Genomic DNA, 15,420 nt, shown 5'->3' on the forward strand with positions numbered 1-15,420 from the left:
CCGCGGCGAGCCGAGACCGCCGCATGACCTAATAGGAGCATGGAGCGATACCGCGGACCCGAACAACCGCATTCTATCGCGCCCCGTCAGTGTGCCGTCTGCCCGGTCCAGGCGAGCACGGAAAGAACGGAGCGAGACATGAGAACCGAATCGACACCCGGCGCCCGCGGGCCGGTCTTCTGCGGGGTCGACACCCACGCCGACTCGCACTGGCTGTACGTCCTCGACTGGAGGGGCCGCAAGGTCCTGTCCCGCCAGTTCCCCGCCGACGCGGCGGGATACGAGGCGCTCGCCGGGGCGATCGCGGCGGCCGGGGAGCCGGCCTGCGTCGCGATGGAGGGGACGTCGTCCTACGGGGCGGGCCTCACCAGGCACCTCGCGTCGCTGGGGATGCCCGTGCGCGAGGCGCTCTCCCCGGCGAGGACGCAGAGGAGGCGCCCGGGACAGGGAAAGTGCGACGAGGCGGACGCGGAGAGGGCCGCCCGCGCGGCGATGTCCGGCTCAAAGCTCGGGACCCCCAAGAGCCAGGACGGGTGGGTCGACGGGGTGCGCTGCATGCTCGCGGCGCGCTCCGGGGCGGTGAAGGCGCGGACCTCGGCGATCAACACCGCGAGGTCCCTGCTCACCACCGCGCCGGAGGGGCTCAGGTCGAGGTTCCGCGGGGTGGCGGGGCCGAGGCTGATGGAGGTGCTCCCCTCCGTGCGCGCCGAGGGCGCGCTGGGCGCCGCACTCGGCGCGCTGGCGGACCTGTGGGCGGCGGCGCGCGACGCGGCGCTCGACATGGAGCGCGCGATCGAGGCGTCCCTGGAGGAGAACTGCCCCGCGCTGCTGGCTATGTACGGGTGCGGGCCCGTGAGCGCGGCCAAGCTCGCGGTCGCGGCCGGGGACAACCCGGGCAGGCTGCGCTCCGAGGCGTCGTTCGCGGCGATATGCGGCGCCTGCCCCATCCCCGCCTCGAGCGGCAAGACCGTGAGGCACAGGCTCAACAGGGGCGGCGACCGGCAGGCGAACAGCGCGCTGCACGAGATCGCGAGGCAGAGGGTCATGCGCGACCCCGAGACCGCCGAGTACGCCGAGAGGGCCAGGGCGCGGGGGAAGAGCGACAGGGAGGTCATGAGGTGCCTCAAGCGCTACGTGGCCAGGGAGGCGTACCGGGCGCTGATGCACCCGCACGAGATCAGGAGGCCCGAGGACGCCTCGGAGCTCGTGGCGGCCAGGCGCGCGGCGAAGGTCAGCCAGGTGAGGGCGGCGTCCATATTGGGAACCAGCGAGAAGTACATCTCGATGCTGGAGAGGGGCCAAAGGGAGCTCAAGCCCATAAGGAGGGCCTACGAGGCATGGGTCGAGGCCGGACTTCCGCTCGATTGGGACAGGCAAGCCTTCGAGGCCGAGCGCAAAATGGATTCTAAAAAAACACCTTGCCAAATAGGAGCGTCAGGACGCAAAGAGGCTCCGCAGCGCGAAGCGCGATGCGGAGCCTCTTTGCATGTCCGAGGACGTTCCGGAGGGAAGCCCCCGTCACGCCCCCGGATTCCCGGTGGGAGTTCTAGACCTTGTCGGCCTTAGTACATACCGCCGCCCTGCTGACCAGCGGTAGCAGCAGCGATAGCGTCCTCAAGCTGAGTGTTTTTGGGCACATCGGAGACGGTGGCCTCGGTGATGAGGATCAGGCTGGCGACAGAAGCAGCATTCTGCAGGGTGACGCGGCTGACCTTGACGGGGTCGAGGACGCCCATCTCGATCATGTCGCCCCACTCGCCGTTGGCAGAGTTGAGACCCTGGCCGGCGGGCAGCTCGGCAACCTTGTCGACCACGACAGCGCCCTCAAAGCCAGCGTTCTTGGCGATAGTAGCGACCGGAGCGGTCAGAGCCTTCTTGACGATATCGACGCCGATCTTCTCCTCGGGGTCGTCGATCTCGACAGCATCGAGCGCAGGAGCAGCGTCCATGAAGGCGACGCCGCCACCGGCGACAATGCCCTCCTCGACAGCAGCGCGGGTAGCCTGCAGGGCATCCTCAACGCGGTGCTTGATCTCCTTGAGCTCGGACTCGGTAGCAGCGCCGACCTTGATGACGGCAACGCCACCGGAGAGCTTGGCCAGGCGCTCCTGGAGCTTCTCACGGTCGAAGTCAGAGGTGGTGTTCTCCATCTCGCCCTTGATCTGAGCGATGCGGGCGTCGATGGCCTCCTTGGAGCCGGCGCCGCCGACGACGACGGTGTTGTCCTTGGAGATAGTGACGGACTTAGCGGTGCCGAGCATATCGGCGGTGATGTCAGCGACCTTCACGCCCAGCTCGTCCAGAGCAGCCTGGCCACCGGTGAGGACGGCGATGTCCTCCAGGATGCGCTTGCGGCGATCGCCGTAGCCCGGGGCCTTGACGGCGCAGACGTTGAGAGCGCCACGGATCTTGTTGAGGACCAGGGTCGGCAGAGCCTCGCCGTCGATGTCCTCAGCGATGATGAGCAGGCCACGGCCGGCGCGCTGGACAGCCTCGAGAACAGGCATGATGTCCTGAACGCTGGAAATCTTCTGGTCGGTGATGAGGATGTACGGATCCTTCATCACGGCCTCCATGCGGTCGTTGTCCGTGACGAAGTAAGCGGAGACATAGCCCTTGTCGAACTGCATGCCCTCGACGGTGTCGATGGTGATGTCGAACGTCTGGGAATCCTCGACGGTGATGACGCCGTCCTTGCCCACGACCTCCATGGCCTCGGCGATCTTCTCGCCAACCTCGGGGTCACCAGCGGAGATGGTGCCGACGGAAGCGATCTGCTCCTTGGTCTCGACCGGCTTGGCCTGCTTCTTCATCTCGGCGACGGCGGCGTTTACAGCCTTGTCAATGCCGCGACGGATGGCCAGCGGGTTGGCGCCGGCGGCGACGTTGCGCAGGCCGTCGTTGACGATGGCCTGGGCGAGCAGGGTTGCGGTGGTGGTGCCGTCACCCACGGTGTCGTTGGTCTTGGTGGCGACCTCCTTCACCAGCTGAGCGCCCATGTTCTCGATGTTGTCCTCGAGCTCGATCTCCTTAGCGACAGAAACGCCGTCGTTGGTGATGGTCGGGGCACCGAACGTGCGCTGCAGCGCAACGTAGCGGCCCTTGGGGCCCATGGTGACGGTAACGGCGTCGGCCAGAGTGTTGACGCCCTTGGCGAGCTTAGCGCGGGCATCGGTGTTGAACGTAATGTTCTTTGCCATGGTGAGTAATCCTCCAAAAGAAATGTGACTCGCGTCGCCGCTTCCGAGTCCTATGCGACGATCGCGTTCAAAGACGAATCAGAGATTCTGACGAGACTAGGCCTCGACGACGGCGTAGATGTCGTCGGCGCGCATGAGCAGATACTTCTCGCCGTCGACCTTGACCTCGTTGCCACCGAACTTGCCGTAGATGACAACGTCGCCAACCTTGACGTCCATGGGGATGCGCTCACCCTTGTCGTTGACCTTGCCGGCGCCCACGGCAACGATGGTGCCGCGCTGCGGCTTCTCCTGAGCGTTGCTGGCGATGTACAGACCAGAAGCGGTCTTCTGCTCGGCCTCGTCGGGCTTGACCAGGACGCGATCTGCAAGCGGCTTCAAAGACGACATGCTTGTTTCCTCCTTTGTGGGCCGCGCGGTCATGCCGCGCGGGTTAACCCTTTTTGTTTGCGTACGCGTTGAATGGTACCCACGAATGGCGGGTTATACAACACGGAGTCAAAAAATCTTATTTTTTGGCACTTAGATTTTCTGAATGCCGGGGGATAACTTAGCGATGCCTCCCGTGTGGCTCCGGAGGGGCGGGGCATAAGGTTTCCTGCTCGGGCAGTCCTGCTCGCACGAAGGCCACATTAAGTGGCCTTCGGCTCGTGCGGAACTCGCGATAAACCTTATGCCCCGCCCCTCCGGAGCCACACGGGAGGCAGGTTAACTAATTCGGGCCCGGCATTCAGAAAAGTCAGTGCAGCAAAATGGCGATGCGGATAGGAATGTGGGCATGGTCTTCGCTGCGCGCACGGGTCCCCTGGGGAGCACCGTGCATTTTTGGGAGTATTCAGCAAGCCAGGACGGCTGCATACGCGCCGGACATACCTTATTGGTCCCAAGAACGCCTTCAGCGGGCGGTTTTGGTCGGTGGGCAGACCCCGTTGGGACAAATGGGCGTACTTCGCGCCGTACCGGAGCCCAAAATGACGTCAATCTCCGTAACGTTACTCAGCCGCAGCGGCACCGGCAGAGCTCGCGGTGCTGAATACTCCGTTTTTTGCACGGCCCAGGCGGGGGTACATCAGGACCGGAAAGAACATCTCAGCTTTTTTATGCAATCTGCAACTGGAAGTATGCAAAACACCATGAGGTTTCACTGCTGATGTCCAAATTGAACGCACGGAGCAGCACCTCAACCCCGCGCCCAAATCCAACAGAGCAGGGACGCACATGGCGGATCCTCACCGAAACGCAAACGCGGCTCGAGCGCCATCCCAAAATAAGCTGCCCGAGCCGCGTTTAACGGTAAGACATGAATACTTAGCGCTCGTAGATCAGGTTGCCGGCTAGGTAGGTGGCTTGGACTTTGGTGGCTTGGAGTTCTTGGGGGTCGATGGTGAGTGGGTTTTGGTCCAAGACTACCAGGTCGGCGTATTTACCGGGTTCCAGGCTGCCGAGGTTTTGCTCGTCGCCCGCTGCATAGGCGCTGCCCAGAGTGTAGTTGCGCAGAGCCGTTGCCGCATCGATGCGCTCGCTCGGCAACCAGCCGCCCTCGGGCCAGTGGCTTTTGGGGTCCTGGCGCGTGATGGCCGTGTAGAGCACGTTCATGCTGGTAACGGGCGTGATAGGGCTGTCAGTTCCGAAGGCTTGGCGGATGCCGCGCTGCTTATAGGTTGCGAACGGCCACATGATTCGGCTTCGCTCCAGGCCAAAGTCGCGCTCTGGGCCACCCGGATCGAGCGTGATGTGGCAGGGCTGGCTCGAGGCGACCACGTTGAGCTTGCGCAGGCGATCGATGTCCTGGGGCAGGAGGTTCTCCAGATGCTCGAGTGTGTTATGGCCGTGCTGGGGCAGGCCGTAGAGCTCTGCCGCCTCCTCAAAGATATCGAGCGCAGCATGGATGGCACCGTCGCCGATGACGTGGATACGCACAGTGTGGCCGCGCTCCGCGGCCGCCAGAACCAGCTTACGCATGCGCTCGGCAGGAACTGTCAGACGGCCCTGGTCGCCCGGGAAGCGCGGATTGGTATAGGGCTCGGTGAGATATGCCGTGTGTTCGCTCGACACGCCGTCGAAGAACTGCTTAAAGCCTGGCGCCGAGAGCAGCGCGTTGTTCGCGTAGCGGGTCTGTAGCTCTTCCAAGCGCGATTGGTCATCCAGCAGCGTGGGAAACAAATGGGCGCGGATGCCCAGCTTGCCGGCTGCCTGCAGTTTGTCGTAGACATCGTCGCGGATAAAGTCGCAGCCCGGCATGGGCATGAGCGACATATCGCATATCGAGGTGATGCCCTGCTCGGCCATCCGCCTCATTTGATCGGCGTAAGCGCTTGCGATGCGATCCTCGCCCAGCCACTCAAGGCAGCGCGGTAGCAGCTGCATGGCAGCCGCCTCGTGAGCAATGCCCGTGAGCTCGCCGCTTGCGTCCTTGTCGTAGCCACCGCCCGCTGGCGGCTCGCTGTCGCGCGTGACGCCGAGCGCCTCGAGTGCGCGGCTGTTGAGCCACAGCGTATGGCCGTCGCCCGAATACATAACGCAGGGGCGATCGGGGAATGCCGCATCGAGCGACGCCTTGGTAGGATGCTCGGGCGGGTCCCAACGGTAGTCGCGCCAGCCCTGCGTCACAACCCAAGCGTCATCGGGCAGGTCCTGGGAAAACTCGAGCGCGTGTTGCACCAGCGCCGCCTCGGACGTGCCCATATCCATGAGCATGTACGGCGAGGAGCCGACCGAGGTATGGAAGAAGTGCAGATGAGCGTCATGGAAACCTGGGCAGACAAACTGCTCGCCGTAGTCGATAACCGGCGTGGCGGCAGGCGCGGCGGCAATCACGTCATCGGGCGCACCGACTGCGACGATACGGTCGCCTGCGATGGCAATCGCCAGCTCGCGGGCGGTATCGATGCCGTCTTGCGCGGTAAAGACGTTCTTGGAGCGGATAATCCGATCGATATGTTGCATGGGCATCCCCATCTCTGGCAGGAAATTCAACACCCCCGAGTGTACTCCCCCGCCCTTGTAACAAAACCCCAAGCGGCAAACGGCAACTTTACCAGCCCTAGCGGCAGGTGGCATACTGGAGAGAGCCTGTACGATTTTGCGATCAACCCAGCAAGGAGCAAATCGACCATGACGAAGACCAAGGCACAGCAGATTATGGCGGCGACCGAGGCTCGCGCGGCTGACGACGTCACCGCAGCCATCAAAGATATCGCTACCGAGTTTGAACCCTATATCATCAAGCAGCGCCGGCACTTCCATAAGCACCCGGAGCTGAGCCTTGCCGAGGAGCGCACGACCTCCGACATCGCCAACCAGCTCGACGCCATGAATATCCCCTACGAGCGTCCGCTCAAGACCGGCTTGGTGGCAACGCTTCGCGGTACCGCGTCGGATGCCTATCGCGAGGACGGCACGCCACGCCGCCGCATCCTGCTGCGCGCCGACATCGACGCCCTGCCCGTCACCGAGCAGACCGGCGAGGAGTTTGCCAGCGTCAACGAGGGCTGCATGCACGCCTGCGGCCACGACTGCCACATCGCCATGATGCTCGGCACGCTGCAAATCCTGCGCCATATGACCGACGACATCCACGGCGAGATCCGCATCGTCTTCCAGCCCAGCGAGGAAAACGGCCAGGGCGCCAAGCTCATGATCGGCACGGGCGTGCTCGACGGCGTCGATGGCGCCTACGCCGCGCACATCTGGAGTGAGGTCGACGCCGGCACCGTGAGCTGCGAGCCCGGACCGCGCATGGCCAATACCGACTGGTTCCGCATCGACGTCCGCGGCACCTCGTGCCACGGCGCCATGCCCCAGCGCGGTCACGACGCCGTTATGGTTGCCGCCGAGATCGTCAACGCTCTGCAGACCATCGTTTCGCGCGAGATCAGTCCCTACGAGCCGGCCGTCATTACCGTCGGCGAGCTGCACGGCGGCACCGCGCGCAACGTTATCGCCGGCACGGCCTACCTCGCCGGCACGGTGCGCACCTACGGAGATTCGACCCACGAGGAAATGCCGGAGCTCATGCGCCGCATCGTGGAGCATACCGCGGCCGCCTTGGGCGCCGAGGCAGAGCTCACCGACTACACCATCGCCAATTACAAGGTCGAAAACGATGCCGCCTCGAGCGAGCGCTGCCGCCAGGCAGTAATCAAATGCCTGGGCCCCACCGGCCAAGGCCATTATCGCGGCACACTCTCGGGTGAGGATTTTTCAGAGTACCTGCGCCGCGTACCGGGCGTGCTCGCCTTTGTTGGCACGCGCAACCCCCAGATTGGCGCCACGTACGCCCAACATTCTTGCTTCTACAAGATTGACGAGTCGGTACTGGCCAAGGGCTCCATGGTGGCCGCCCAATATGCCATCGACTTTTTGGCCGAGCCCACACAAGAAGAGCTCGACGGCCCCACGATTGCCGCGGTCGCCGAGACCAATCCCGACCTGGCAGCCAAACTGCGCTCTGCCAAGGCCACGGCCGCCGAGGCCCGCGACGCCATGCACGATGCCCGCACGGCGCGCCATGCCGCCATCAAGGGCATCCATGATGCACGTGCCGCCGCTCGCCGCGAGGAGAAGCACGACGAGTAGTCGATCCACGACCATCTCGCAGTCATAGCCGCATCGCGATATCAAAGCGGGGGCGGACGCTTCGGCACGTCCGTCCCCGCTTATTTGTCAAGCGCTATTTCTACCGTTTCTACCCCGTCCCCAAATGGCAGGTGGCAGGGTTACTCGTCCTGCGGGTCCTCGTCGGAGCTTGGCGCAGGCTCGGGCTCAGGCACGGGCTCAGGCGCAGGCTCGGGCTCCGGTTCCGGCATGGGCGCGGGCTCGGGCTCAGGCACGGGCTCAGGTTCAGGCTCAGGCACGGGCTCGGGCGCGGGCTCGGGCTCGGGCTCGGGCGCAGGCGCCGCAGCGGAATCGGATACGGGCGCTGCGTCGGTGCTAAAACCAGCCGGAGCAGACTTCTTCTCAAACGGCAGCACAAAGGTCAGGACGTCATCCTTATCCTCATCAGCCCATTCAGCTGCATAACGCGCTACCCAATAGCCAACGGCACGATGCTTGAGCATCTTGCCAAAGACCGTAAGGAATACCGTGACAAACGCCGTCAGCACCAAGAACAATACGAGCGTGATGCCACCGCCGGTAACAAGCGCCTCAATAGCCGAAGGACGGTAGTAGTAGTTATACATACCGACAGAGGCAATGGCGCCGAAGACGAGCGTCAGGATCCATGTGACAACGTTGGCGACCAGACCCGTCAAAAACTCGGGAAGGAACGAAGCGCAGAACAGCTTGGTCTTGTTGTGCTTAAACGCCGCCCAGACCTTGTCGAGCGAAAACGCGCTCTCGACACGACCGGTCACCGCAAAGTGCATCACGGCAATGTCGGCGAACATCTTAAAGAAGACCCCCAAGACCGCCGTGGCAATCATAGCCAGGACAAGCAGGCCAAGCGAGCCAAACAGCGCTGCCTCGAGTGCATAGGAGCCGTAATACGAATACGAGCCCGCGGCGCCAATTACCACGCTCTCCACCAGCGAAAGCACTACACCGATAACGGGAATGGCAGCGATAACCTCGAGCACGACCGAGATAACGCTCGAAAAGACTCCGAGGCCAAACGACGTGGAACGCATGAGTGGACGATCCATACCGCCATCAACCTTGAGCGACAGATCGCGACCCCACTCAATACCAAAGCCGGAACCACACACGCTCGCAATGCAAGCTGCCAAAAAGCCGATGGCAGCTGCAATGCCGCCAATAACGGGAATAAACAGCACGAGTACCGACACAACACAAATCAGCGCCGGTAAAAAGGCAATCTGGCACACGCGCTGCAGCACGCCCGGAGTCTTGGTCATATCCTCAAACGCCTGAGCCACACAGCCCTTGGACGCATTCGCCACGGGCGGTTGCGGAACAAACTGCTGGGGCTGACCCTGAGGGGCAGAGGCTGCGGCACCGGCATTGGGGGCACCACACGCACCACAGAACTTATCGTTGTCGCCCATGGGGGCACCACACTGCGAACAGAACATCGAGATCATCCCTTCGTATCTTGAGCGAATCATCTGGATCGCAAACGATGTCTTTAGCATCATTATCACCCAATGTGGGGACAAATACTCCACCATGACGCATTTGCAATGCGCAGGGCGCTATTCGATTGTTTGATGAGCTCGACCGCGTTAGTTCGTTCCGCGGAAACCCTTGCCGACGATCTCGGAGCTGTCGACAATCGTGATAAAGGCACCCGGATCGACTTCGCGCGCATAGCGGCGCAGCTGCACGGCCTCGCGACGGCTTAGCACGCTCATGATCACCGTCACGCACTTGCCCGAGAAAGCACCGTAGCCGCGGCTGATAGTCGCCGTACGGTTGAGATGCTTGACGATAAACTCCTCGACCTTAAGGGGCTCGGAACAAATGACCGTGCAGACTTTGCGCAGGTGAATGCTCTCGATGGCCTTGTCGACCACAAGCGTCTTGGCAAACAGGCCGAGCACGCAGTACAGACCGACGCGCGGACCGTACAAGAAGGCCGCGATGGTCACGATGCCGATATCGACCAACAGCAGCGCACGGCCGATCTCAAGCGTGGTGCGGCGTTTGAGAATCATGGCGAGGATGTCCGTGCCGCCCGTCGAGGCACCAATATCAAAGACGATGGCGCTGCCGAGCGCCGGCAGAATCACGGCAAAGCACAGGTCGAGCCACATATCGCCCGTCATCGAGACATCGGTCGGAATAAAGAGCTCAAACAGCGAAACATAGGCGGACAGCGCAAACGAGGCAAAGACACTCCACAGGATTGCCTTGCGCTCCAAAAAGATAAAGCCCAGAACGACCAGGACCGCATTGATAATCCACATAAAGACGCCGACGGGCAGGGTCGGGAACAGCGTGGACAGAATGACCGACACGCCCGAGGTGCCGCCAAAAGCAAAGTGATTAGGGGTTTTAAACGCGACGATGGCAAAGGCCGTGAGGATCAGGCCCAAATTGAGCTCGGCAAAAAAGCGCGGAAAGCCCGGCTCCTGGCTGCGCTTGCGACCAGCGCGCTCGCCCCGCTCGATAACATCGCGATCGACCACGCGTTCCATCGGCACTACGGGAGGACGATGCACCTCCTCGGCAGCACGCGACGCCGCCTCTGCCGCAGCGGCCTCAATTGCCCATGCCTTGCTTTCTGTTTCGTGCTCGTCGGCCATTACGGCAACCCCTCGTTAACAATTTGGAAACAATGCGCCCATTAGAGTAACGCGGAACGTGGGGATTGCAACCCTTAGTTAGACGAGCGGTATGACTATATCGGGAGCGTACAAAAACGGCCGGCCACGCTTTTGCTTGCGCGGTCGGCCGTTTAATGTTTTCGCAGATAAAACCTGCCAAAACAAACCTGTCCCTTTTTGGAAGGTTATTCGTGCTGGCTGGTGCGGTGCTCGTACTCCTCGGGGGTGATGACATCCTCGATGCGCAGGTTGACGCCCGCCACCTCAAGGCCAGTCATCGCGGCAAGGCGCTCGGTGACACGTGCCTTAACATCGTCGAAGATCGCGGGCGCATAGGCGCCGTACTCGATGATGACGGAGATGTTGACGACCACGCGATTATCGTCGGTGACCTCGACCGTCACGCCCTTGGTCAGATTCTCGGCACCAAACTGCTCCTGCACAAAGTGCATGAGGTTACCCTTCATGCCCAGAACGTGCGGAACCTCGCGGGTGGCCATGGCAACGATCTTCTCGATCACGCCGTTGGAATAGGTCAGCGAGTCCTCGGACTCATCCGCTTCCTCGTCGTCCTCATCCGTATCGGACTCGGCCTCGACGAGAGCCTCATCCTCGAGCGTCACATCCTCAGCTTCGGCGACGACCGCCTCGTTCTCCTCGAGCTCGGTATCGGCTACATCGACCTTCGTATTAAAAGCCATGGTTCCTCCTTATGCCCGCCGCGGATGCGACAGTCGAATACATATTAGCGGCCGCTAAACAGACGGCCGAAGAAGTTGACGATCCCGTTCTCGCCGTCGCGAATTTGGCCGATCACAGCGCCGATCAGCACGAAGAATGCAATGACGAGCGTGTCCCACAGGCCCAACGTGAGCACCAACACGGCGAGGATAAAGCCGGCGACGGCGCCGAGCGTGGTGTTGGGATGACGCACAGCATAGCTCCAGACGGCAGCGCCCGTACCCTTGATGAGACCCATAGCCTCGTCAAAATCCGCGGCTGCCGCGTCTTGTAACTCGGTTGCCTCTGCTTTGGAATCAACAGGTTCGCTCGCCGACGTGGCGCTCTGGTCAATCGTCAGGCGCGGCGTACGAGCGGTCTTATCTTGATTGGTATCACTCACCGGAAACCTCCACGGTCTGGACGGTAGTCTTGGACGGCAAAAAACGGACGCGCGCGGTCGTACCCGGCGCGCCGAGCATGGTATCGCAGGCTTCTTCGATGCGCTGCTGCATCGCGGTAGCCAGAGATGCCACGTCCTTATCGTCAAGCGCGATAGCCTCGACCTTAAAACGGACGTGCGAATCGTCGGGGCCTTGGACGCGAGCCTCGACATGCTCGACCATCACGCGGTCGTCGCGCTCGGCAGCAACCCTGGCGCACGAAGAAAGCGCCGCAAGGGTAACCTCGATATTGCGCTCCCCCGCCGGATGCACGCAGGACGGTTCGCGACGGGCGAACATCAGGCGGAAAAAGCTCAGCAGTACGCCGATCGCCACGACGCCGGCGCACGCCGTCACGACGATGCGCGGCATGGGGTCGCGCATCAGCAGCATAAAGCGATACGTATACGGCCCCCAAAACTGGCAGACAAGCGTACCCAGTGCCACGATGGTGGCGGCAAGATACACGATCGCTAGGGCTCGTTTGAGTACGCGCACGCGGCGCTCCCTTCAAATCTCGGCTCTCGAAATGCAGAACGGTTCGCATCATTATAAAAGAGCCGGGTCCGGTGCTCTACGCACGCGGATCCGGCTCATCTATTCCACGAGGCTTGCATGCTCGCTTCATTATGCCCAGATATGCACGGCTCAATCCGTGCTGGCGCTACTCCTCCTCGAGGGCAGCGATGACCTCGTCGGTCATGTCCATGGTGCTGTAGACGTCCTGGACGTCGTCGAGCTCCTCAAGACGGTCGATGAGGCGCTGGACCTTCTTGGCGTCGGCGCCGGAAACCTCGGTCGGGGTGGTCGGGACCATGGTGGTCTCGGAGCCCTTGACCTGGACACCCTGCTCCTCGAGCGCCTTGGAGACAGCCATGACCTCGTTGGCAGCAGTCCAGACGATCCACTCCTCGCCGGCATCCTCGTAGTCCTCGCCACCGGCCTCGGCGATAGCCATCATGAACTCATCCTCGTCACCGGCAGCACCGTTGGCGATCATGGTCTCCTTCTTGGCGTTCTCATCCAGGATCTCCTTGGCGACGACGATCTGGCCCTTGCGCTCAAACTGGAAGGCGACGGAGCCGGAGGTGCCCAGGTTGCCACCAGCGTGGGAGAAGGCGGAACGGACATCAGCGGCGGTACGGTTGCGGTTGTCGGTCAGGCAGTCGACGTAGACGGCGACACCGGCGGGACCGTAGCCCTCGTACACGATGTTCTCGTAGACGGCGGCGTCAGCACCCGAACCAAAAGCCTTGTCGATAGCGGACTTGATCTTGTCCTTAGGCATGGACTGAGCCTTGGCCTTGGCAACGGCAGCGGCGAGGCTGGCGTTGTTCTCGGGCAGCGGGTCACCGCCGAGACGGGCAGCAACAGTGATGTTGCGGCTGAGCTTGGAGAAGAGGGCGGAACGCTTGGCGTCCTGCGCGCCCTTACGATGCTTGGTTGTGGCCCACTTAGAGTGTCCGGACATACGTGTCTCCTATCGGTTTCGACCTAAAGCCCAGCGCAGATGCTCGGGCAATATAAACAAACGTCGTTATGATATACCTACTAGCCTGCGAGATAAACCCCAAAATGAAGGCGTCGTGATGATGTCCCCTTTGGTGCAAAGAAACCTGACCCCAATGCACCAAGTTAGGACCAGAGGAAGTCGCTGCGGGTGACGGTGGCGCCGATGGCGAAGGGCATGCAGGCGATGACCGGATACAGGTAGCGCATGTAGGTCGAGCCGTTGCACGGACCAATCAGGCACACGGCGAGCACGCCCAACAGCGGCACCCAGATCGCCAGCGCACGCCATGAATGACGACGCAGCAGGTAGACCACCACGGCAATCATGATCCACACATAGGTGGCCGAGCTCATGGTGAGCGAAATAAACGGGATGCGCTGCACCGCCACACGGTACAGATTGATCAGGTGGTCGCACCAGCGCACCACGTTGCTGTCAACCGGATGGAAGTCGAAGTACTTGAGGTTGTCGGGACGCGCCATGATCTCGGCACTACGCGCCGTGCTGTAGACCCAGGCATCGCGGGCACTCGGATAAAAGTAGCCGTAATAGTTATTGATGAGCGCCGAGATATAGCACTCGGGATCCTTTTTGAACATCTGCGCCCAGACCTCAAAATAGGCCTTGATGTCCTCCTGCGAGGCGTACTCGTTAAAGCAGTTCTTGACGGCATCGGACTTGTCAGGGTTGTAGCGGCGGCCCAGGTTCTCGTACTTGAGCACGCGATCGATCACGACGCGCTCCTCGTCGGTCACCAAGCCGTCGCAAGGAGCCTCCGCGATAGTGCCGTCCTCCTTTACCGTGGGGTTGACACCCGAGTTGAGGCCATCGTGCTTTTGAACGAAACGAGCCGTCTGCTGGAACGGAATCGAGAGAATTTCGCGCTTGGAGCCGGGCGTGATGTCGTGCGCCGGCATAAAGACCTTGGTGAAGTACATATTAGAGGCAAGGCAGAGTACGAGCACCGCGAGGACGCCAACCCAGCGGAAGCGCGGCGTGGCGCATGAGACCGCGGTGCCCGTCTGCTTAGCCGCACGACGAGCGACATGTACATCCCATGCGCAAAACGCCGCCGCAATCACGCAGGCCGCCAACGGAAAGACCAGGCCGCCATTGCGCAAAAACGTGGAACCCATGGCAGCCAGCGCAAGCAACAGCCAGTCGTGGCGCGCAAAGAGCACGGGGGCTTTCTCGCCCGCCCGCTCGACATTGGCATCACGACGGGGCAAGCCACATGCCACGAGCTTGACGGTCTGTACCAGCAGCACCAAAAACGCGTCGGCAAAGAGCACGTCTTTGGTGAGCAGGGCCGCGTAGTTAGAGAACATCGGCATAAACGCAAAGAACAGCAGGATCGCACCGCGAACCGGCAGGCTCACGCCCAGTTTGCGCAGCGACGAAATGGAATAGGCCATGCAGGCAGCCGTGATGACAAATTGAGCGCAGGTATAGATGATGAGGCCCGCGTTAGCGCTGTTGAACAGCGAAAGCCCCAGCTGCACGCACGAGCCGATGATAGCCGTGTGCACGACCGGGTGATGCCCGTTGAGCAGGACATTGGGGTTGAGCAGGCGCAGGTAGTCGCTCGTGCCGTTGGGATAGTTGAACCACTGGCGAATCTGCGCACCCGTATCTCCCATAAAAAGGCCGGGCAGCGAAGCGATGAGCGTGGGCGCCCAGGCGATCATAAGCACCAGGAAGGGCCCGGCAAAGGGATGGGCCGAGAGCACGGCGTGAGCCACACGCCATACGCGGCCAAAGTGCGCTTCGGAAAACGGAATGCGCCGAGAGCTCAGCCAATCTAGACACTCAAAAGCCAGGTAGAAGGCAACGATCGCCAAGAGCATCCAGCCCGCGCCGCCAATCCAGGCACAGATGATGCGGGCCTTGTCGCCAAGAACAATCTCGGCCGAGTCGGTGAGGTCGTAGCTGCGGCCGAACACCATGCAGATGGCGAAAAACAGCGACGGCAGAATGATCGACGGGCGCCAGGTGTCGCCACGGCCAAAGAATACGTAGCGAAACGGCAGCGTGAGCAGGCAGGCAAGCGCAAGCAGCATGACCGCGTCGGTATGGCCGGCAAACGAGAGGAGCACCTCGTAGCACACGTACAGCATGCCCGAGGCTTTGGGGTCAATCGCCAAGACTGCGTTGCTCGAGACCGGCGCGGGATCGATGGAAAACGCCGTGGTCGCCAACAGCGCGAGCAGAAATGCGATGAGCGTCTGCTTGGCGGGGTAGCGCTTAAACCAGACGATGCGGGCAGCGTCGCGCGCAGCCGTTGTGGAGAGGTCGGAATCCTTCACAGTCCGAAA

12 protein-coding genes are annotated in these 15,420 nt (G+C 61.9%); 2 read left to right on the forward strand and 10 right to left on the reverse strand.

Going from position 1 to position 15,420, the window contains the following annotated elements; translation table 11 throughout:
* Positions 1 to 138 precede the first annotated feature (138 nt).
* Positions 139 to 1,566 (forward strand): IS110 family transposase, encoded by a 1,428-nt coding sequence (locus DW037_RS00900; protein WP_158571892.1) that lies wholly within the window; start codon positions 139 to 141, stop codon positions 1,564 to 1,566.
* On the opposite strand, the gene groL is transcribed toward DW037_RS00900, so the two are convergent.
* The 3 genes from groL to DW037_RS00915 form a co-directional block, all read right to left on the reverse strand.
* Positions 1,563 to 3,200: a chaperonin GroEL gene (gene groL, locus DW037_RS00905; RefSeq protein ID WP_006234938.1), complete on the reverse strand. Its 1,638-nt coding sequence runs from the start codon at positions 3,198 to 3,200 to the stop codon at positions 1,563 to 1,565. The genes DW037_RS00900 and groL overlap by 4 nt on opposite strands.
* A 96-nt stretch (positions 3,201 to 3,296) precedes the next feature.
* On the reverse strand, positions 3,297 to 3,590 hold the full coding sequence (gene groES, locus DW037_RS00910; RefSeq protein ID WP_022094351.1) for a co-chaperone GroES: 294 nt from the start codon (positions 3,588 to 3,590) through the stop codon (positions 3,297 to 3,299).
* A gap of 918 nt (positions 3,591 to 4,508) precedes the next feature.
* Positions 4,509 to 6,146: an amidohydrolase gene (locus tag DW037_RS00915; RefSeq protein WP_233503852.1), complete on the reverse strand. Its 1,638-nt coding sequence runs from the start codon at positions 6,144 to 6,146 to the stop codon at positions 4,509 to 4,511.
* A 168-nt stretch (positions 6,147 to 6,314) separates the two neighbouring features.
* On the opposite strand from DW037_RS00915, the gene DW037_RS00920 reads away from it, so the two are divergent.
* A complete protein-coding gene (locus DW037_RS00920; RefSeq protein ID WP_117629271.1) occupies positions 6,315 to 7,778 on the forward strand; it encodes a M20 family metallopeptidase in 1,464 nt (487 codons plus the stop codon).
* A gap of 140 nt (positions 7,779 to 7,918) precedes the next feature.
* On the opposite strand, the gene DW037_RS00925 is transcribed toward DW037_RS00920, so the two are convergent.
* From DW037_RS00925 to DW037_RS00955, 7 genes are all read right to left on the reverse strand, one after another.
* Complete coding sequence (locus tag DW037_RS00925; protein ID WP_118372642.1) at positions 7,919 to 9,331, reverse strand: zinc-ribbon domain-containing protein; 1,413 nt, start codon at positions 9,329 to 9,331, stop codon at positions 7,919 to 7,921.
* Between the two features lie 54 nt (positions 9,332 to 9,385).
* Positions 9,386 to 10,408 (reverse strand): YitT family protein, encoded by a 1,023-nt coding sequence (locus DW037_RS00930; RefSeq protein WP_117584120.1) that lies wholly within the window; start codon positions 10,406 to 10,408, stop codon positions 9,386 to 9,388.
* A gap of 206 nt (positions 10,409 to 10,614) precedes the next feature.
* A complete protein-coding gene (locus DW037_RS00935) occupies positions 10,615 to 11,130 on the reverse strand; it encodes an Asp23/Gls24 family envelope stress response protein (protein ID WP_055251999.1) in 516 nt (171 codons plus the stop codon).
* Between the two features lie 44 nt (positions 11,131 to 11,174).
* On the reverse strand, positions 11,175 to 11,552 hold the full coding sequence (locus DW037_RS10720) for a DUF2273 domain-containing protein (RefSeq protein ID WP_233503061.1): 378 nt from the start codon (positions 11,550 to 11,552) through the stop codon (positions 11,175 to 11,177).
* Positions 11,545 to 12,090, reverse strand: a complete 546-nt coding sequence (locus tag DW037_RS00945) for a hypothetical protein (protein WP_117640268.1) — start codon at positions 12,088 to 12,090, stop codon at positions 11,545 to 11,547. The genes DW037_RS10720 and DW037_RS00945 overlap by 8 nt, the downstream gene beginning before the upstream one ends.
* Positions 12,091 to 12,256: 166 nt before the next feature.
* The gene (locus DW037_RS00950; RefSeq protein ID WP_117584122.1) at positions 12,257 to 13,063 is read right to left on the reverse strand and encodes a YebC/PmpR family DNA-binding transcriptional regulator; all 807 of its coding nucleotides are present in this window, start codon (positions 13,061 to 13,063) and stop codon (positions 12,257 to 12,259) included.
* 164 nt (positions 13,064 to 13,227) lie between these two features.
* On the reverse strand, positions 13,228 to 15,411 hold the full coding sequence (locus tag DW037_RS00955) for a DUF6020 family protein (protein WP_233503853.1): 2,184 nt from the start codon (positions 15,409 to 15,411) through the stop codon (positions 13,228 to 13,230).
* Positions 15,412 to 15,420: the final 9 nt, after the last annotated feature.

Origin of the sequence: Collinsella sp. AF39-11AT, from assembly GCF_003474585.1 — a bacterium.
Taxonomy (GTDB): domain Bacteria; phylum Actinomycetota; class Coriobacteriia; order Coriobacteriales; family Coriobacteriaceae; genus Collinsella.